The 18339-nt window shown below is 71.0% G+C and carries 19 protein-coding genes; 4 read left to right on the top strand and 15 right to left on the bottom strand.

Translation table 11 applies throughout. The features are described 5' to 3' along the window. Positions 1 to 54: 54 nt before the first annotated feature. The 4 genes from DI269_RS24720 to DI269_RS24735 are packed head-to-tail and all read right to left on the bottom strand — an operon-like array spanning position 55 to position 4125. Positions 55 to 1338 (bottom strand): ABC transporter substrate-binding protein, encoded by a 1284-nt coding sequence (locus tag DI269_RS24720; protein ID WP_112140971.1) that lies wholly within the window; start codon positions 1336 to 1338, stop codon positions 55 to 57. A gap of 32 nt (positions 1339 to 1370) precedes the next feature. Then, positions 1371 to 2204, bottom strand: coding sequence for a carbohydrate ABC transporter permease (locus tag DI269_RS24725; RefSeq protein ID WP_112140973.1), 834 nt, complete (start codon positions 2202 to 2204; stop codon positions 1371 to 1373). After that, complete coding sequence (locus DI269_RS24730) at positions 2201 to 3115, bottom strand: carbohydrate ABC transporter permease (RefSeq protein ID WP_112140975.1); 915 nt, start codon at positions 3113 to 3115, stop codon at positions 2201 to 2203. Before DI269_RS24730 ends, DI269_RS24725 begins: the two co-directional genes overlap by 4 nt. Next, a complete protein-coding gene (locus DI269_RS24735; protein WP_112140977.1) occupies positions 3112 to 4125 on the bottom strand; it encodes a LacI family DNA-binding transcriptional regulator in 1014 nt (337 codons plus the stop codon). Before DI269_RS24735 ends, DI269_RS24730 begins: the two co-directional genes overlap by 4 nt. Positions 4126 to 4347: 222 nt before the next feature. On the opposite strand from DI269_RS24735, the gene DI269_RS24740 reads away from it, so the two are divergent. Further along, complete coding sequence (locus tag DI269_RS24740; RefSeq protein ID WP_112140979.1) at positions 4348 to 4668, top strand: DUF3817 domain-containing protein; 321 nt, start codon at positions 4348 to 4350, stop codon at positions 4666 to 4668. 53 nt (positions 4669 to 4721) lie between these two features. On the opposite strand, the gene DI269_RS24745 is transcribed toward DI269_RS24740, so the two are convergent. Genes DI269_RS24745 through DI269_RS24755 form a run of 3 tightly spaced genes read right to left on the bottom strand, consistent with a single transcriptional unit; the run spans position 4722 to position 8178 of the window. Continuing rightward, positions 4722 to 6965, bottom strand: a complete 2244-nt coding sequence (locus tag DI269_RS24745) for a heavy metal translocating P-type ATPase (protein WP_112140981.1) — start codon at positions 6963 to 6965, stop codon at positions 4722 to 4724. Between the two features lie 32 nt (positions 6966 to 6997). Beyond that, the gene (locus tag DI269_RS24750) at positions 6998 to 7969 is read right to left on the bottom strand and encodes a heavy-metal-associated domain-containing protein (protein ID WP_112140983.1); all 972 of its coding nucleotides are present in this window, start codon (positions 7967 to 7969) and stop codon (positions 6998 to 7000) included. Continuing rightward, the gene (locus tag DI269_RS24755) at positions 7966 to 8178 is read right to left on the bottom strand and encodes a heavy-metal-associated domain-containing protein (protein WP_112141014.1); all 213 of its coding nucleotides are present in this window, start codon (positions 8176 to 8178) and stop codon (positions 7966 to 7968) included. Before DI269_RS24755 ends, DI269_RS24750 begins: the two co-directional genes overlap by 4 nt. Before the next feature lie 191 nt (positions 8179 to 8369). Here DI269_RS24755 and DI269_RS24760 point away from each other — a divergent pair, with 191 nt between their 5' ends. Then, positions 8370 to 8747 (top strand): helix-turn-helix domain-containing protein, encoded by a 378-nt coding sequence (locus DI269_RS24760; RefSeq protein ID WP_112140985.1) that lies wholly within the window; start codon positions 8370 to 8372, stop codon positions 8745 to 8747. Positions 8748 to 8784: 37 nt separating this feature from the next. On the opposite strand, the gene DI269_RS24765 is transcribed toward DI269_RS24760, so the two are convergent. The 4 genes from DI269_RS24765 to DI269_RS24780 all read right to left on the bottom strand — a co-directional run bounded on the left by DI269_RS24765 (position 8785) and on the right by DI269_RS24780 (position 11448). Further along, positions 8785 to 9372: a ClpP family protease gene (locus DI269_RS24765; protein ID WP_112140987.1), complete on the bottom strand. Its 588-nt coding sequence runs from the start codon at positions 9370 to 9372 to the stop codon at positions 8785 to 8787. Next, positions 9369 to 9998 carry a ClpP family protease gene (locus DI269_RS24770; RefSeq protein WP_112140989.1) on the bottom strand — a complete coding sequence of 210 codons (630 nt, stop codon included), beginning with the start codon at positions 9996 to 9998 and terminating at the stop codon, positions 9369 to 9371. The genes DI269_RS24765 and DI269_RS24770 overlap by 4 nt, the downstream gene beginning before the upstream one ends. Before the next feature lie 148 nt (positions 9999 to 10146). Continuing rightward, positions 10147 to 10551, bottom strand: coding sequence for a hypothetical protein (locus tag DI269_RS24775; RefSeq protein ID WP_112140991.1), 405 nt, complete (start codon positions 10549 to 10551; stop codon positions 10147 to 10149). A 228-nt stretch (positions 10552 to 10779) separates the two neighbouring features. After that, positions 10780 to 11448 (bottom strand): TetR/AcrR family transcriptional regulator, encoded by a 669-nt coding sequence (locus tag DI269_RS24780; protein ID WP_112140993.1) that lies wholly within the window; start codon positions 11446 to 11448, stop codon positions 10780 to 10782. Between the two features lie 87 nt (positions 11449 to 11535). Here DI269_RS24780 and DI269_RS24785 point away from each other — a divergent pair, with 87 nt between their 5' ends. After that, complete coding sequence (locus tag DI269_RS24785) at positions 11536 to 12480, top strand: alpha/beta fold hydrolase (protein WP_112140995.1); 945 nt, start codon at positions 11536 to 11538, stop codon at positions 12478 to 12480. A gap of 13 nt (positions 12481 to 12493) precedes the next feature. Here the strand turns inward: DI269_RS24785 and DI269_RS24790 are convergent, their stop codons facing one another. The 3 genes from DI269_RS24790 to DI269_RS24800 all read right to left on the bottom strand — a co-directional run bounded on the left by DI269_RS24790 (position 12494) and on the right by DI269_RS24800 (position 15953). After that, positions 12494 to 13633 (bottom strand): hypothetical protein, encoded by a 1140-nt coding sequence (locus tag DI269_RS24790; protein WP_112140996.1) that lies wholly within the window; start codon positions 13631 to 13633, stop codon positions 12494 to 12496. Positions 13634 to 13810: 177 nt separating this feature from the next. Next, positions 13811 to 15136 carry a jacalin-like lectin gene (locus DI269_RS24795; RefSeq protein ID WP_112140998.1) on the bottom strand — a complete coding sequence of 442 codons (1326 nt, stop codon included), beginning with the start codon at positions 15134 to 15136 and terminating at the stop codon, positions 13811 to 13813. Positions 15137 to 15284: 148 nt separating this feature from the next. Further along, positions 15285 to 15953 carry an SRPBCC family protein gene (locus DI269_RS24800; protein ID WP_157975185.1) on the bottom strand — a complete coding sequence of 223 codons (669 nt, stop codon included), beginning with the start codon at positions 15951 to 15953 and terminating at the stop codon, positions 15285 to 15287. 87 nt (positions 15954 to 16040) lie between these two features. Between DI269_RS24800 and DI269_RS24805 the strand changes: the two genes are divergently transcribed. Further along, a complete protein-coding gene (locus DI269_RS24805; RefSeq protein ID WP_112141002.1) occupies positions 16041 to 16769 on the top strand; it encodes a TetR/AcrR family transcriptional regulator in 729 nt (242 codons plus the stop codon). 61 nt (positions 16770 to 16830) lie between these two features. Here the strand turns inward: DI269_RS24805 and DI269_RS24810 are convergent. Then, positions 16831 to 18339: LPXTG cell wall anchor domain-containing protein (locus DI269_RS24810; protein ID WP_157975186.1), on the bottom strand; the 1509-nt coding region annotated here is incomplete at its 5' end.

Below are 18339 nucleotides of genomic sequence, written 5' to 3' on the forward strand. Positions count from 1 at the left end.
TTCGGTGCCCGCCGGGGCCGGGGCCCCGGCGGGCGCAAGGTGTGCGGTTCGGCGTCAGCCCAGGTCGTTCCAGCCGTCGGTGAGCTGCGCCTGGAGCTCCTCGACGGTGATCTCGTCCGCCAGGTACTGCTGGAGGGCGGGGGTCGCGTACTGGTCCTTCCACTGCGGGTAGTTCACGGCCGACTGGAACGGCGCGGCCGACAGGCCCTCGCCGGAGGCGAGGATGGCGCCCCAGCCGTTGTCGCCGGCGGTCTGCTCGGCGACCAGGTCGCGGGCCGCGGTCGAGGACGGGATGAGCCAGTCGCCCTGCGCGAGCGCGGCCTGGTGGTCGGCCTGCATGAAGAAGTCGATGAACGCGGCCGACTCCTCGACGTGCTCGGACTCGGCTGCCACCGACATGGTCTGCGGGTTGGCGGCCTGGGTCGCGCCGGCGGTGCCCGCGAGCGGTGGCAGGACGGCCCAGTTGAAGCCCTCGGGCGCGGACTCGGTGATCTGCTGGGCGATGTAGTTGCCCGCCACGTACATCGAGTACTTGCCGTCGAAGAAGCCGGGCAGGACGTCGGAGCCGGACTGGGTCAGCGAGACCGGGTCGAGCGAGCCGTCGTCGTAGGCCATGGCGTGGATGCGCTCGGGCACGGCCAGCTCGTTCTCGCCGACATTGATCTGGTCGCCGTCGAAGAAGGTGCCGTCGAAGCCGAGCGAGAGGTTCATGACCGCGGCGGTGGGCTGCTGGAGGCCCCACCCGACGCCGAAGCCGCCGTCGCCGCCGAGCTGGGTGGCGAGGGCCTGGAAGTCGTCCCAGGTGAGGGTCTCCCCGGCGGGGACCTCGACGCCGGCGTCGGCGAACGCGTCGGTGTTGGCGAAGACCACGTAGGACTGGAGCAGGGTCGGGGCGGCGACGATCGAGCCGTCGGAGGCCGTCACGGTGCCCCAGATGTCGTCGGAGACCGCGGACTTGGTGTCGTCGCCGAGGTAGGGGCTCAGGTCGGCGAGGTAGCCCTGCTCGGCGAAGCCCATGATGTCGGCGGACTCGTCGTGGATGATGTCGGGCGCGGTGCCGCCCTGGAACTGGGTCACGAGCTGGTCGTGGACGTTGTCCCACGATCCCTGGACGAGTTCGACCTGGACGTCGGGGTTCGCCTCGTTCCAGGCGTCGACGATCTCCTGCGTGGCGGCGATCGTCGTGTCCTGGTAGGCCAGGGACTGGAAGGTCAGGGTCACCTTCCCGCCGTCGTCGGAGTCGTCGCCGACCCCGAAGGCCGAGCAGCCGGTGAGCGCGAGGGGCAGGGCGAGCAGGCCTGCTACCGCGGCGACGCTGGCGCTGGTGCGAGTGCGCATTGCTTTCTCTCTTTCCATAGTGGTCGGTGCGGTCAGCCTTTGACCGCGCCGCTGAGGAGTCCGGCGGTGAGCCGTTTCTGGATGAGCATGAAGAACACGAGGCTGGGCACGCACGCGATGAGCGCGGCGGCGGCCAGCGGCCCGAGCTGGACCTGCCCCTCGGCGCCCACGAAGCGGGCGAGGGCGAGCGGCAGGGTCTGCATGTCCGGGTCCTGGATCAGCACGAGCGCGAAGAAGAACTCGTTCCAGGAGTTGATGAACGTGAACAGGCTGGTCGCGACCAGGCCGGGCGCGAGGAGCGGCAGGACGATCTTCCACAGCGTCTTCAGCCGCCCGGCGCCGTCGACGGCGCTGGCCTCTTCGAGTTCGACCGGGATGGCGGCGACGTAGCCCTGGAGCATCCACAGCGCGAACGGGAGCGCCCACACCGCGTACACCAGGACCAGGCCCAGCAGGGTGTTCACCAGTCCGATGTTCTTGAGCAGCAGGAACAGCGGGATGATGATGAGGATGAACGGGAACACCTGGGAGAGCAGGATCCACCCGGTGGCCACGGCCCGCATCTTGGTGCGGAACCGCACCAGGGCGTAGGCGGCCGGGAGGGACACCGCGGTGACGATGACGGTGGTCGTGACCGCCGTCAGCAGGCTGTTCCCGGCGGCGCGGAACAGGTCGGCGCGCTCAATCGCGGCGGTGAAGTTGTCGAAGTTCAGGGTCTGGGGCAGGAAGCTCGGGTCGGGCGAGCGGATCTCGCGGTCGGTCTTGAACGCGGTCGTCAGCAGGAACACCAGCGGGAACGCCAGGAACACCATGTACGCCAGGAGCGCCAGGTACTGGAACGGCCGCGAGAAGGGGTTCTTTCTCACTGGAATCGCCTCCGCATCTGGGCGCGCAGGTACAGGAACAGGAAGGCGCCGATGAGGATCACCATGACGTTGCCCATCGCGGCGGCGTAGCCGAAGTTGCCGTACCGGAACGCCTCGTTGTAGGCGAACAGGCTCGGCAGCATCGTGGTCCCGCCCGGGCCGCCCGCGGTCAGCACGAACACCAGCGCGAACGAGTTGAAGTTCCAGATCAGGTCGAGCGTGGTGATCGCGGTGATGATCGGCCGCAGCGCCGGCAGCGTCACGTGCCAGAACCGCCGCCACGTGCTGGCGCCGTCGATCGCGGCCGCCTCGTTCAGCTCGGCCGGGACCGACTGGAGCCCGGCCAGGAGCGTGACCGTGGTCTGCGGCATCCCCGCCCACACGCCCACGACGATCACCACCGAGAGTGCGATCGCCGACTCGCCGAGCCAGTTGATCGCGCTCGGCAGGCCGAGGGATTCGAGGGTCCGGTTGACCGGCCCGTAGTTCGGGTTGAGCATGAGCTGCCACATGATCGCGATGATCACCGGCGGCATCGCCCACGGGATGAGCGCGAGGGTGCGCGCCAGCCAGCGCAGCCGCAGGTCCAGGTTGAGCAGCAGCGCGAGCCCGAGCGAGGCGAGGAACTGGAGCACGGTCACCGAGAACGCCCAGATCAGGCCGATCTTGAACGAGTTCCAGAACAGCTCGTTCCCGGCCAGCGCGACGTAGTTGTCGAGCCCGTTGAAGTGCGTCTCGGCGTTGAGTCCGGCCTCGGCGTCGGTGAAGCCGAGGAGGACGCCGTACACGAGCGGGTAGACGCTGAACAGCATCACCGGCAGCAGCGCGGGCAGGACCAGGAGCCACGCGTCGCGGCCGTCGGTCGAGCGGCGGCGCCTGCGGGGCGGTGCGGGTGCGGCGAGCGCGGTCATGCCGGGCCTCCGGTGGACTCGCGGACGGACAGCGCCGGGGGGATGACGATCCGGCTGACCGGGGCGTCGGGTTCGGCGATGCGGCGGATGAGGAGCTTCGCGGCGGCCTTGGCGCGCTTGGCGGAGCCCAGGTCCACTGAGGTCAGGGACGGGGTGGCGAGTTCGGCGGCGTCGGTGTCGTCCATGCCGACGACCGCGACGTCCTCGGGGACGCGGGTCCCGGCCGCGGCGAGTTCTTTCAGGGCGGCGACGGCGAGGAGGTCGTTGGCGCCGATGATCGCGTCGGGACTGGCCTGGCCCAGGAGCGCGGCGGTGGCCTTGCGCCCGGCCCGGTAGGTGAACGCGGCCGCGGTGACCTGGAGTTCGGAGGAGGTCTGGAGCCCGAACCGCTCGATCGCCGAGAGGTACCCGGCGAGGCGGGCCGAACCGGGGACGGTGTCGACCGGGCCGTTGACGAGCGCGATGCGGCGGCGCCCCTGGGCGACGAGGTGCTCGACGGCGAGGCCGATGCCGGTGGCGGAGTCGGCGCGCACGCTGTCGAGCGCGACGTCGGCGGGCAGGGTGCCGATGACGACGATCGGCAGGCGGCTGGACTGCATCGCCTCGATGAGGTCTTCGGTGATGCGCAGCGGGCTCATGAGCAGCCCGTCGGCGTAGCCGCGGTTGAGGCTGGTGACGAGGTCGATCTGGGACTGCGGGTCGCTGCCGGTCGAGGAGACGACGAGCCGGTACCCGGCCTTGGCGACGATCCCGGTGACGGTGCGCATCATCTGCACGTAGACGGGGTTGCCGACGTCGGCGACGGCGAGGGTGATCTGGTCGGTGCGACCGGTCCGCATGGTGCGGGCGCTGGCATGGGGGACGTACCCGAGTTCGGCGGCGGCCTCCCGGACCTTCCGCGCGAGCTCCTCGCTGGCGGACCCGCCGTTGAGCACCCGCGACACGGACGACACGGACACGCCGGCCTTCGCGGCCACGAGCTGGAGGTTGGACTTCTTCGTCTCAGCCATCCTCATTCCCTACGAGGTAGGAGGGATTGGAAACGTTCTTAAGAACGTTTCCAAGCACCATAGCAGAGATCCGAGAGAACGCAACACGAGCCACACCCGCCTCTCGACGACGGCCGCTCCTGGGGCGCGGCCTACACCCGTGGCTCCGTGGCACCGCCCACCCCGGGGCCGGTGTTAGGTTCGGCGCGGAAACCCTGACCGAACCTGCTGAAGGAGTCCTCGGTGGCCAAGAACCCCGTCTTCCTCTACCGGATGCTCACCCTCGCCGAAGGCTGGTCCTTCGTGCTCCTCCTCGTCTTCGGCTCGGGCCTGAGCCGCGTCTCCGAGATCGACCTGGTCATGCCGCTCGGCTCGCTCCACGGCGCCCTGTTCGTGCTCCTGGTCGGCTCGACCCTGCTCATCCGCCGCCGCCTCGGCTGGGGCTTCGGCACCACGCTCCTCGCCCTCGTCTGCTCCGTGGTCCCGCTGGCGCCGTTCTGGTTCCACCACCGCAAGCGCGAGGAGTTCCTCGCCGCCGAGCGCGGCGCGGCCCAGCCCGCCTAGTCCCCGACATGCGAAACCGCCCCGGCGCGCTGCGCCGGGGCGGTTCGTCGTCGCTAGAGCGCTCGGCTCTTGAACGACCGCAGCCGCAGGCTGTTGCCGACCACGAACACGCTGGAGAAGGCCATGGCCGCCCCGGCGAGCATCGGGTTGAGCAGGCCCAGGGCCGCGAGCGGGATCGCCGCGACGTTGTAGGCGAAGGCCCAGAACAGGTTGCCCTTGATGGTGCCGAGCGTGCGCCGCGACAGCCGGATCGCGTCCGCCGCGCCGCGCAGGTCGCCGCGGACCAGCGTGATGTCGGCGGCCTCGATCGCGACGTCGGTGCCGGTGCCCATGGCCAGGCCGAGGTCGGCCTTCGCGAGTGCGGCGGCGTCGTTGACGCCGTCGCCGACCATCGCGACGACCTTGCCCTGCTCCTGGAGCCGGGCGACGGCCGCGACCTTGTCCTCGGGGAGGACTTCGGCTAGAACAGAGTCGATGCCCACTTCGGCGCCGATGCGCTCGGCGACCGCCTTGTTGTCGCCGGTCAGCAGGACCGGCGTCAGCCCGAGGGCCTTGAACTGGGCGACCGCTTCGAGACTGGTCGGCTTGACGGTGTCGGCGACGACCAGGACCCCGCGGGCCTCGCCGTCCCAGGCGACCGCGACCGCGGTCTTCCCCTCGGCCTCGGCGGCGGCCTTGGCCTCGGCGAGCACCGGGTCGAGTTCGAGGGTCCAGTCCTTGAGGAGGCTCTCGCGGCCGACGACCACGTAGTGGCCGTCGACGACGCCTTGGACGCCCTTGCCCTCGACGTTCTGGAAGTCCTCGACCGCCGGCAGCGGCCCGTCCTCGGCGGCGCCCTTCGCGATCGCCTGCGCCACCGGGTGCTCCGAGGCGTGCTCGATCGCGCCGGCCAGCCGCAGCAGCTCGGCCCGCTCGACGCCCTCGGCGGCGACGACGTCGACGAGGGTCATCTTGCCGGTGGTGACCGTGCCGGTCTTGTCGAGCACGATCGTGTCCACCCGGCGGGTCGACTCCAGGACCTCAGGGCCCTTGATGAGCACGCCCATCTGGGCGCCGCGGCCGGTGCCGACCAGCAGCGCGGTCGGCGTGGCCAGGCCCAGGGCGCACGGGCAGGCGATGATGAGGACCGCGACGGCGGCGGTGAACGCCGAGGCCGCGGGGAACCCGGCGCCGAGCCAGAACCCGAGGGTGCCGACCGCGATCGCGATGACGACCGGCACGAAGATCCCCGAGACCCGGTCGGCCAGGCGCTGGACCTCGGCCTTCCCCGACTGGGCCTCTTCGACCAGGCGCGCCATCTGCGCCAGCTGCGTGTCCGAGCCGACGCGGGTGGCCCGCACGACCAGGCGGCCCCCGGCGTTGACCGTCGCGCCGGTGACGGGGTCGCCCTCGGCGACCTCGACCGGGACGGACTCGCCGGTGAGCATGGAGGCGTCGATCGCGGAGGTGCCCGAGACGATCACGCCGTCGGCGGCGATCTTCTCCCCCGGGCGGACCGTGAACTCGTCGCCGACCGCGAGCTGCGCGATCGGGACGCGGGTCTCGGCGCCGCCCCGCAGGACCGCGACGTCCTTGGCGCCCATCTCCAGCAGGGCCCGCAGGGCCGCGCCGGCCCGGCGCTTCGAGCGCTTCTCGAAGTAGCGCCCGGCCAGGATGAACATCGTGACGCCCGCGGCGACTTCGAGGTACAGGTTCGAGGCGCCGTCGCTGGGCTCCACGGTGAACTCGAACGGGTGGGTCATGCCGATCTCGCCGGCCGTCCCCCAGAACAGGGCGTACACCGACCAGGCGAACGCGGCGAGCGTCCCGACCGAGATGAGCGTGTCCATCGTGGCCGCGCCGTGGCGCAGGTTCACCCAGGCGGCCTTGTGGAACGGCCAGGCCGCCCACAGGATCACCGGCCACGCCAGCGCGAGCGAGAGCCACTGCCAGTAGTCGAACTGGAGGGCCGGGGCCATCGACATGGCGATGACCGGGACCGACAGGACGACCGAGGCGATGAGGCGGGTGCGCAGCGAGGTCAGCTCGGGGTCGGGGCGGTCCTCGTCGTCGGCCTCCGGTTCGGGGGCCTTGGGGACGGCGGCGGTGTAGCCGGTCTTCTCGACGACGGCGATGAGCTCGGCCGGGTCGGTGCCCGCGGGGGCTTCGACGAGGGCCTTCTCGGTGGCGTAGTTGACGCTGGCGGTCACGCCGTCGAGCTTGTTGAGCTTCTTCTCGATCCGCATGGCGCAGGAGGCGCAGGTCATACCGCCGATCTCAAGTTCGATGCGGTTCGCGGCGGCGGGGGCCGATGCCATGGGTCTACTTCCTTCCTTCTGCTCGGTGTCGCTCAGTCGTCGTGGGAGTCGGTGCCGTCGTGCCCGTGCGGGGACTCCGACTCGGTCGACTGGGGCTCGGTTCCGTCGGTGTCGAGGACGAACGGCGCGGTGTGGACCTGGCCGTCGACCTGGAAGTCGAGGTAGAGCAGGTAGCGGCCCTCGGTGGGCGCGGCGGTGGCGAACACGATGCCCGGTCCGGAGGTGGTGCCCGGTTCGGGCTCGTCGCCTTCGGGGTGGACGTGCAGGTAGCCGAGGTCGCCTTCGCGGAGGGCGACGAGGTGGCCCCAGGCGCCGAGGTAGGGCTCCAGGGTGGTGACGGGCGCGCCGTCCTTGGTCACTTCGACGGTGAGTTCGGTGGTGGCGCCCGCGGCGAGGTCGCCGGTGAGGGTGACGTCGAAGCCGTCGACGCTCGCGGTGCGGGTGACCGGGTTGTCGGCGCGCGGCGTGTAGTCGCCGGCGACCTCGAAGGTCTGCGAGAGGGTCACGTCCAGTTCCTCGGCGGCGTCCCCGGGGACGAAGTCGGCGAAGACGCGGTAGGTGCCGGGCTGGTCCCAGGACCAGGGCAGGGACCAGGTCGTGCCGTCGAACACGGGGTGGACGTGGCGGAACTCGGCGCCGTCGGCGCGGACGACGATGAGGTGCAGCTCCTTCTCGTGGGAGACGGTGTACTCGCTGAGGGCCTCGCCGCCCGGGGCGGTGATGCCGAAGGCGAGCGTCCCCTCGGTGCCGGTCTCGGCGGGGGCCGAGACCTCGCTCATGAGGTAGCCGTCCTGCTCGATCGAGAGGCCGCGGACCGGGTCGGCCTCGTGGCCGCCGTGGTCTTCCATGTCCGTCTCCATGTCCATGTCGTGCTCGGGTTCGGTGGCCGCCAGCCGGTCCTCGACCGCGCTGTCGGGGACGACGGCCGCGGCGACCGCGTACGTCCCGGCGAACAGCGCGGCGAGTCCGAGGCCGAAGGCGCCCAGTCGGACGGGGGCGTTCATGAGACGCGCACCGCCTCGTAGCCGGCCTCGTCCACGGCGGCGATGACGGCGGCGTCGTCGACCGGCGCGTCGGCCGTGACGACCAACTTGCCGGTGGCGGCGCTGACGTCGATCTGCTTGATCGGGCCGATCTTGCCGACCTCCTCGCGCACGGACATCTCGCAGTGGCCGCAGGTCATTCCGGTGACCTGGTACTCGATGACGCTCATGACGACTTCCTCTCGGTCGATCATACCCCTGGAGGGTATCTCCTTGATCTGAATTTATACCCCCTTGGGGTATCGAGTCAACAGACGGGTCTCATTTTTTCGACCAGACCCCCGGACATGCGGAAAGCCCGGGGATTCCGCCGTGGGCGTAACGGGTGGAATCCTCCGGGCGCGTCGGCTTACCGTGAACCATGGCTGAGACTTCCCCGAACCCGGTCGACGCGCCGGAGCAGACCCGACCGACCGCACCGAGCACGGCGCCGAGCGAGCCCCTGTGGCGCGACGCCCTCGGCGAGCAGCTCCGCTCGACCCGCCGCGAACGCGGCGAGACCCTGAGCGAGACCGCCGACCGCGCCGGGATCTCCCCGCAGTACCTCTCCGAGATGGAGCGCGGCGTCAAGGAGCCGTCGAGCGAGATGATCGCCGCGGTCGCCGGCGCCCTGGAGACGACGCTCGGCGACCTGGTCCTCCAGGTCGCCGAACGGATCCTCCTCGACCGCACCGCGGTCGAGCGCGCCGACACCCCGTCCGGCCCGGTCTGCCGGGCGGCGTACGCGCTCGCGGCCTAGGGACTCGCGGGGCCCGGCCGCGGCCGGGCCCCGGGGGCTACTGCGTCTCCAGGATGTTGTCGACCAGGCCGTAGGCCTTCGCGGCCTCCGCCGTGAACACGCGGTCCCGGTCGGTGTCGAGGCGCAGCTGCTCCGCGGTCTGCCCGGTGTGGCGCGACAGGATCTGCTCCATGCTGTCGCGGACCCGCACGAGCTCGTCGGCCTGGATGATCAGGTCCGGGATCGTCCCGCGGCCCTGCCCGGCGGGCTGGTCGAGGACGATGCGGGCGTGCGGCAGCGCCGAGCGCATCCCCTCGGTCCCGGACGCCAGGAGCACCGCGCCGACGCCGATCGCCTGGCCGACGCAGAGCGTGGCGACGTTCGGCCTGATGTACCGCAGCGTGTCGTAGACCGCGAGCATCGCGCTGGGGTCGCCGCCCTCGCAGTTGATGTAGAAGTTGACGTCCTTGTCGGGGTTCGCCTCCTCCAGGTGCAGCAGCTGCGCGACGAGGGCGTTGGCGACGCCCGCGTCGATCGCGGTGCCGAGGTAGATGATCCTCCCTGCCAGCAGGTGGGAGTAGACGTCCATGACGCGCTCGCCGCGGCCCTGGTCGACGATCACGTTCGGGATCATGTAGCTGCTCACCGGTTTCCCCTCTCGGCCGCGACCCGCAGGCCGATGCCCGGTCGCTCTTTCGGCGCGATCTCGTCGAAGGAGGTGACGATCGCGTCGACGAAGCCGTACTCCTTCGCTTCCTCCGCGGTGTACCAGCGGTCCCGCAGCGAGTCCTCGAAGATCGTCTCCGCGGTCTGGCCGGTGTCCTCGGCGATCAGCTTGAGCACGGTGTCCCTGGTGTAGCGCAGGTCGTTGGCCTGCAACTCGATGTCGACCGCGGCGCCCCCGATCCCGGCCGACCCCTGGTGCATGAGGACCCTCGCGTGCGGCAGCACCCGCCGCTTGCCCCTCGTCCCGGCCGACAGCAGGAACTGCCCTGCGCTGCATGCGAGCCCGAGCGCCAGCGTCGCGACGTCGCACGGCACCAGCCGCATCGTGTCCCGGATCGCCAGCATCGACGGCACCGACCCGCCCGGCGAGTGGATCCACAGTGAGATGTCGCTCGACGGGTCGTCGATCGCCAGCGACAGCATCTGCGTCGCCAGCAGCGTCCCGTTGTCGTCGTCGAGCACCCCGTCGAGCACGAGCACCCGCTGCTGGTACAGCTCCCGCCGCGCGCGTTCGGTGAACTGCTGCGGCCTGTTGTCTTCGCTCATCCCCCCACCCTCCGCCGCGCCCCGCTTCCCCCGCAACCGAATCCGCCCTGAGCAGATCCGCTCTGAGCAGATCCGCTCTGAGCAGCGCGGCCGCCGCGGAGGTCCTTTCGGGACCTCCGCGGCGCGGCGGTGTTCGTCATCGGTGCGGTCAGGCGTTCAGCGCCTCGGTGATCTTGCGGCTCATCTCGGCCATCGAGGGGCTCGGGGCGCCCTTGTGGGCGCGGTTCGCGGCCTCGACGGCGACGGTGACGACCTTGCGGAAGTTCTCCGCCTCGGCCTCGTCCTGCGCCTTGAGGATGCCGACGGCCTCGGCCAGCGCGGGCAGCACCTGGTCGGCGACGGCCGCGGCGGTCTTGCCCTTGAGCTTGAAGTCGTTCTTCTTCGAGGCGAGGACGTGCCCGACCTCGCCGGTGGCGGAGGCGTAGGACAGCGACCCCTCGGTGGCGACCTTGTGGGCCGACCCGGCGAGGCCGGCGAAGGCGAGGAGGTGGATCGCGCCGTAGGCGGCGGTGCGGATGACGGTCTGGTTCTCGGCGGTCAGGTTGACGCTCATGTTCTTGCTCCTTGTTGCTCATCGGGCGTTTCCCGTTGATGGAGCAACTATCGGAGACCGCCCTGACGGGGCGCTGATGCGAGCCTGACACGCCTTCAGTCCCCGGAGTCCCGTCTGTCAGCCGTTCGGGATTTTTCGCCCGAACCGCGTCATGGAAGACGTTCCGGTGCGTTCTCCATACAGCGGGCCGGTCGATCTACCACCAGTGGTCGGCCGGTCCGCCCGGTGTCAGCTGAGGAGTCCGGTCAGGATCCTGGTCAGGGCGGCGGGTCTGCGGTCGTCGGCGGTCGTTGTCGAGGCGGCCAGATCGTCGAGCAGGGCGGTGATGCGGGGGTGCTCGCCGGAGGCGGCGACGTGGCCCAGGTAGGCGACCGCCTGGCGCGGCCGCTCAATGCCCGCCCGCTCGTTCAGGGCGAAGGTGGCGACGACGGCGTTGAGCAGGGCGAAGACCTCCAGTTTGACGCGTCCGTCGCCGGGGTGGCCGGCGAGGGCTTCCAGGACGTGGTCGAGGACCTTGACGGCGTTGGGGCCCAGGGAGGGTCGTGTCAGGACCAGTTCGGGGAGCCAGCGGTGGCGCAGCATGACCGCGTACATGCCCTCGCCGACCGCGGCGAGGTCGGCGACGGATTCGCCTGTCAGCGGCGGGAGTTCGATGTCGGCGGCGGTCGCGTCGACCATGAGGTCGAGGAGGTCGTCGCGGCCGGAGACGTAGCGGTACAGGGAGGCGCCGCCGGTTCCCAGTTCGGCGGCGACGTTCCGCATCGAGACCGTCTCCAGCCCGCCGCGGTCGGCGACCGCCAGGGCGGCGGCCGTGATCTCGGGGCGGCTGCGGACCGCGGGGCGGCCGGTGGCGGCGCGTTCGGGTCGCAGCCAGATCGGTTCGTCGTAGTCGGCCAAGTCACTCACCTCATCGTTTGCGAACACTGTACCCGAACACTAGACTTCGGGAACACCGTTCGCAAACTCCGATCGCAAGGAGGAACCATGAACCAGACACCGACCTCGACCCCTCCCACCGGCTACGCGCACAACGGCGACGTCCGGATCGCCTATGAGGACCTCGGCGGCAGCGGCGGTGAACCGCTGCTGCTCGTCATGGGTTCGGCGGTGACGCGCTTCTGGTGGCCGGAGGGCCTCGTCGCCGAACTGATCGGCCTCGGCTTCCACGTCGTGTCCTTCGACAACCGCGACTCCGGCCAGTCCACCCACTTCCCGGCCGCCCCCGCGAAACCCGTGACGGCCCTGTTCCGCAAGGAGGTCCCGGCCTACACGGGCGAAGACGTAGCGGACGACGCCGTCGCGGTCCTCGACGCGGTCGGCTGGGAGTCGACCCACCTGTTCGGACACTCCAACGGCGGCCTGCGGGCGCAGCGGATCGCCCTGCGCCATCCGGCCCGCGTGCGGAGCCTCGCCGTGTCCGCCGCGGTGTCCTCCGACGCCGGGCGCATGAAGCTGCTGCGCTACATCCACTTCGGGTTCGTCGCCAAGATGGCCCGCCTGCGTTTTCCCGAGACGCGCGAGGGCGACCTGGCGATGGGCCTCGCGGTCTCCCGGGCGCTGGCCTCCCCCGGCTACCCGTTCGACGAGGCCGAGGCGCTCTCGCGCATCGAGAAGGACGAGCGCAGCTCCGTCCGCGACCCGAACACCATGGGCCGCCAGCTCGGCGCCCACTGGTCCGGCCCCGGGCTCGACACGATCGAGGTCCCCACGGTGGTCCTGCACGGCGACGGCGACCAGCTCCTCAGGGTCGCGGCGGCCCGCGACCTCGCGGCGGCGATCCCCGGGGCCCGTCTCGTCGTGAGCCCGGGAGTGGGTCACGACATCCCCGGACCCAAGTACGGCGACTACGCGAAGGAGGTGCACGCGAACGCCGCGAGGGCGTCCGCCCGCAGCGCCGATGCGGGGCCGGCGCCGAATCCGCGAAGCTGAGGCGCGGCTCCGGTCAGAACGTCCGGGGCCGGGGGATGCGGGCGATGTCGGACTGCTGGTGCTTCCAGTTGGGGAAGGTCTTCAGGAGGGCCTCGGTCTTGGCCGAGAGGTAGAAGCGGGCGGCCGGTGAGACGCCGGTGGCGTCGGCGGTCCATTCGACGAAGGGCTGGAAGAGGCGCTTCACGGCCCGCACGACGGGGTCGTTGGGCTCGTACTTGGAGGGGAGGTAGCGCTCCAGGAAGACGTAGGCGCGGAGCGGGCTGACACGGGTGCCGTTGAAGCCGTGGAACCAGCACAGCTCCCTGATCGCCTCGAAGTGCTCGGCCTCCAGCAGGAACTTGCCGAGCATGTGGTTGAGGAAGCCGGAGGCGAAGATGCTGAGCTCCTCCTCGCCGGGCTCGTTGATGCCGGGCATCTCGACCTCCGGGCACATCCGGAGGCGGGCCTTCCACAGCTGGCGCAGCATGACGAACCGGTGTTCGAGCTTCCGCGGGTCGCCGTCGACGCAGAACACGTCCCAGTCGTCGAGGGACTGGCGGGTGCCGAGGTAGACGTCCTCGCGCGCGACCTGACGCGGTTCGAAGAACAGCTCGGGGAGGTCGGCGGCGCGCTGCCGGAACTTGCCGAGGAGGTAGTCGAAGGAGAACGAGGCGATCGCGTCGACGACCATGTCGAAGTGGTACTCCGAGTACTCGACGGAGTAGCCGACCCCGTAGTCCCCGCTCGGCGCTTCGAACTTGAGGAGGTAGTTGCGCTGGTCGCCGAAGACGTCGCCGGCCTCCCAGCACTCGACGAGCCGCATCTCCTCGCCGTACCAGGAGGGCGGGGGGAAGCCGAGCCTCCCCAGGCGCTCAAGGGCCCTGGTCGCCGAGCGGCGGCCGCCGGGGGTGTCGGCGAGTTCGGTCATGGCCGCGAGCATCGCGGTGCCGAACGCGTCGGGGTTGTTCAGGTAGTACTGGACGAGCAGCGTCTCCAGCTCGGCCTGGGACACGCCCTGGATGTCGGGGAAGGTCGAGCGCGTCCACATGTTTCCGAGGAACCCCGACAGCGCGGTCTCCATGTCGAGCCGGTTCTCGGGGTCGGGCTTCTGGTCGTCGGGGTACTCGCCGAGGATCGCGAACCATTCGGTGCGGTGCTTTTCTTCGAGTGACACGGCGTCGCCTCGCTTCCACTGGAGTCCTGGGGATTCGAGTGTCACAGTCGGAACGGTGCGTAGTCAACCGCACTTCGGCGCAGGTGACGGCGCGGAACGCCTGGTCCGGTCCCGTGCCGTCGAATCCGCCGAACTTGTGGACGGATCGGGGACGGGACCGGAGTGGACGGCGCGGAGTCAGCGTCGCGTGTAGACGACGCCGATCTTGTCGACCTCGGCGCCGGAGCGGCCGTGGAAGCCGGCGATCTGCCAGCCCGCGGGCGCGGTGTACGTGGTGCAGTCGCCGGTGGTCGTGCCGCCGGAGAGGGTGCGGCCGGTGCTGGTGGTGAAGCGGGCGTAGAAGATCCGCGTGCGGCCGTCGCGTTCGGCGCGGCACAGGTGCAGCGAGACCGGGTACTCCCCCGCGGCGAGCGTGAGCGTCGCGAGGGTGCCGCCGCTGCCGCCGTGGTCGAGGACGGTGCCGTCGGCGAGGGTCAGGCCGATGAGGTCGACGCGCGAGCCGGCGCGCAGGCGCAGGACGGCGGGGTCGTCGGTCGCGTCGAGGGCGTCGACGTCGGTGAAGAAGTCGCCGTGCGGGCCGCCGAACTGGTCGCTGAGCGTGAAGTCGCCGCTGGTGGCCCAGGAGAAGTCGACGGCGATCGGGTAGTGGTCGGAGAGGTTCTCCCCGGAGCCGTCACGGAAGGCGGCGTGGTCGTTGCGGTACTGGCCCGCGTCCAGTTGGACGTGGTCGCCGGAGCGGTAGAGGATCTTGTCGACCACTTCGCAGTCGGCACTGACGGTGGCGTCGTCGCAGACGAGCGCGGGGTCGCCCTCGTCGGGGGCGTCGCCGCCGCGCACGAGGTCGACCCAGGCGTCGGTGAGGCCGTTCGCAGAGGCGAAGGACGCGATGCCGTCGCCGGTGCGGGTGTAGCGGGTGTTGGTGTCGCCGTAGACGATCACGGCGTTCCCGGCCGAGTGCTCGGTCATGAACGCCGAGACCTGCGCGAGGTTCGCGGCGCGGGCGGCGATGTCGGCGGGCTCGCTGCCGGCGTCGGTGTGGAGGTTGTAGAGGTCGACCCACACGCCCTCAGCAAGGCGGGCCCGCATGAACGTGAAGCCCTTGGGCGTCAGGCAGTCGCCGGAACCGGAGGCGCACTCGTCCCAGGCCGTCCGCTCGAAGTCCTCGAACGGCAGGTCCGAGAGGGTGTTGAGGCCGTCGCCGAAGGGGACGCCGCCGCTGGTGGGGGTGCGGTACGGGTGGTCGTCGGCCGCATACAGGGCCGCGTGGTAGTTGAAGTCCTCCTGGACGTGCACGATGTCGTAGGAGCCCAGGCGGGACCCGATGATCGGCGTGTTCGTCTCGGGGTCGCCGTCGCCGAGGCCCAGCGGCAGGCCCGCGATGTTGTAGGAGAGGACGGACAGCTCGCCGCTCTGGGCGGCGGCGGCCTCCTGCGCCTCGGCGGGCGCTGGGACGGCGATGACGGCCAGCGCGGCGAGCGCGGCCAGGCGGGACGGGGTGCGCATGGGACTCCAGTCGTGGTGCGGCCGAGGGGGCTCGGCTCGAAAGCGGCCCCGCCAGATTGCCCGAAATACGCGAAATGTTCAAGACGGGCGGGGGAACGCCGGGTGAAGGAGTCCGCTTGCGCCGCCGCGGCGCTCCCCCGCCGCCGCGTCAGCGCGTCTCGGCGACGGCCTTGACGCCCGCGAGCCAGGTGTCCACGCCGACTTGGAGGGCCGCGCTGGGGACGAGCGCGGCGACGACCGGTCCGGCGAGGGTCTCCTTGCAGGACAGGCGGGTTCCGCCGTCGGCGGGTTCGGTGCGGTAGACGTGGGTGAAGCGGGCGCCCGCGCTGGTGCTCACGTAGGCGAGGAGGCGGCCGGGTTCGACGGCGCCGAAGGTGGAGGTGATCCGGTTCGGTCCGGCGCTCCAGGTGAAGGCGCCGCCGCGGCGGGCGGGGCCGTCGGCTTCGACGTCGTGGACGTCGGCGCGGACCTCGGGCCAGGCCGCGACGTCGGCGAGGACGTCCCACACCCGCTCGGGTGCGGCGTCGACGAGGATCTCCCCGGCGGCCTGGGTGGGCGCGAGGTCGTCGGTGCGGCCGGCGGCGACCTCGGCGAGGAGGGCGTCGAGTGCGGGTCCGGTGTAGAGGGCGCCGCCGAGGGGCGCGGCTCCGGCGGCGAGCCAGCCGTCGGGGTCCTCCAGGACGGCGATCCCGGCCGCGCCGGGCAGGTCGAGTCCTTCGGGTGCGGGTTCTTCGGCGAGGCTCGGGAGCGGGCCGGGGGTGAGGGCGAGGACGGAGCGGCCGTGCTCGCTCCAGCGCAGGAATCTGATGGTGGCCATGGGGTTCCTTCCGTTGTCGTACGTCGTACCGTACAACATACGGTAGAGGTGGTGCGGGCGGCGTCCGAGCGGCACTAGAATCGGCACGTGAACTCATGGCCCGACCCCGGCAGTGCGCTGCCGCTGCTGTGGCGGACGGCCGAGCGTCCGAGCCGCGGCAGCGGGCTGACGATCGGCGCGATCGTGGAGGCCGCGGTGCTGATCGCCGACGCCGACGGGATCGGCGCGGTGACGATGCGCAGCGTCGCCGAGCGGCTCGGCGTGGGCACGATGTCGCTGTACACGCACGTGCCGGGCAAGCGGGAGCTGTACGCGCTCATGCTCGACCGCGTGTTCGCGGACGCGGCCGAGAAGCCGGAGGGCGATTGGCGCGAGCGGTGCGCGGCGATCGCGCGGCAGGACCGCGACCGCTACCTGCGCCATCCGTGGCTTTTGGAGCTGCCGGCGGCGCGGCCCGCGTTCGGGCCCAACGTGACCGCGAAGTACGACCGCGACCTGGCGGCCCTGGACGGGACGGGTCTGACTGCGGCGGAGATGAACGCGGCGGTGATGTCGTTGACGAGCTTCGTGTACGGCGCGGCCCGGTTCCAGAGCCAGGCGCGCAGCGACGAGCGGGACGGCCGGGGCGAGCGGCGGTTCTGGCAGGACCACGAGCCGTTCATGCACCTGGTGCTCGACCCCGAGCGGTTCCCGACCGCCCACCGGGTGGCCGAGGAGGCCCGCAACGAGGGGGACGCCGACCACGACTCCTCGTTCGAGTTCGGGCTCGAACGGCTCCTCGTCGGGATCGGCGACCTCATCGGGCGCAGGGCCTAGGACGCCGACCGGTGCGTGTCGGCGCCCTAGGGGTGTTCGGTTGCGGTGGTGCGGTTCCGGGTCAGGCCGAGCGGCGGCGGGCGGCGACGGCCAGGATCAGGCCCGACAGCAGCGCGACGGCGGCGGCGACGATGAACCAGGCCGTGGCGGGCCCGGTCTTGGGCAGCTTCGGGCCGCCGCCGTTGACCGTCAGGTCGTCGGTGTTGTTGGACAGCTTCGCGTCGAGGTCGCCCGGGTAGTCCTCGGAGCCGAGGGTGACGACCTGGACGTAGCCCTTGTCGTTCGACTTCCCGTCGGTGATCTCGGCGGTGAGCTTGTACTTCAGGACCGTGCCCGGGTTCGTGCTGTAGAACAGGCACACGAAGTCGACCTCGTCCTCGTCCACTGCGGGAATCGAGGAGTTGAGGAAGTCGCTGGCGCCCTCTTCGCAGTGCCAGCCCTCTTCGGGCGCTTCGATCTCGACGAAGTCGACGCCTTCGGGCAGGTCGCCGACGAGCGCGTAGGAGCCGGGTCCGTCCATGAAGGTCGGGGCCAGGGCCGGGCCGCGGTTCTCGACCTCGATGGTGACCGTCACGTCGTCGCCGTCGTCGCCCTTGAAGGTCGCGCCGTCGACGGCGAGGTCGTAGGGGTTCTCGCTGGAGGTGATGTCGATGTACCCGAAGTCCGAGTCGTAGAAGGTCGCGGTGGGCTCCACGGCCTGGAATCCGAGCACGTCGTCCGAGCCCTCCCAGGTGACGCCGCCGAACCAGGATTCGAGCGATTCGGCGTCGATCGGGAACACCGAGTAGGAGCAGCCGCAGACGAGGACGGGGCCGGGCGCGGTCGCCAGGACCTCGTAGCGGATCGGCTCGGTGAAGGTGAACGCGGTGTCGGGCGCGTCCTCGAAGTCGGTCACGGCGCACACGAGCGCGCCGTGGTCGTCCATGCAGTTGTCCCAGTCGTCCTGGGGCGCGACGAGTCCCTGCGGCAGGTAGTCGGCGCGGAACGCGGAGACGACGACCGCGGCGGTGTCCTCGGGCAGGTCCTCGGCCTGGTAGAACTCGGGCTGGACCGGGGCGGACTCGCCGGGGTCGACGCCGTTGAAGTTGAGGTCGCTGGGCAGGTACGGGAACTCGTTGTCGGCCGCGATGACCTCCATCTCCTCGTCGACGACCATGACGATCTCGCCGTCGACGCTGATGGTGATCGCGTACGGGTGGACGCCGGGCGCGGCGCCGGGTTCGGCGGTGTACATGTAGCTGAAGGTGGTGCTGCGGTCGGCGTCCTCGGCCTCGCACCACAGCAGGCCGGTGGTGGCGTCGGGGCCGCACCCGCCGTACTGCGGGTCGTTGTTGGCCCAGTAGACGACCCCGGTGTTCGGGTCGAGCGAGAATCCGGCGGTGACGTCGTGCTCGCCTTCGGCGAAGTCCTCCCCGAAGACGATGGTCAGCTCGCCGTACAGCTCCTCGCCGTTCGCGGTGATGAGATGGGCGGCCGGGTGGACGACGTCGACGGGGACGGGCGCCTGGGCGGCGGCCGGTGACGCGAACGAGGCGGCGCCGAGCGCGGCGGCGACGGCGGCCGCGGCGAG

This window comes from Glycomyces dulcitolivorans (assembly GCF_003265355.1).
In the GTDB taxonomy this organism is placed as follows: domain Bacteria; phylum Actinomycetota; class Actinomycetes; order Mycobacteriales; family Micromonosporaceae; genus Glycomyces; species Glycomyces dulcitolivorans.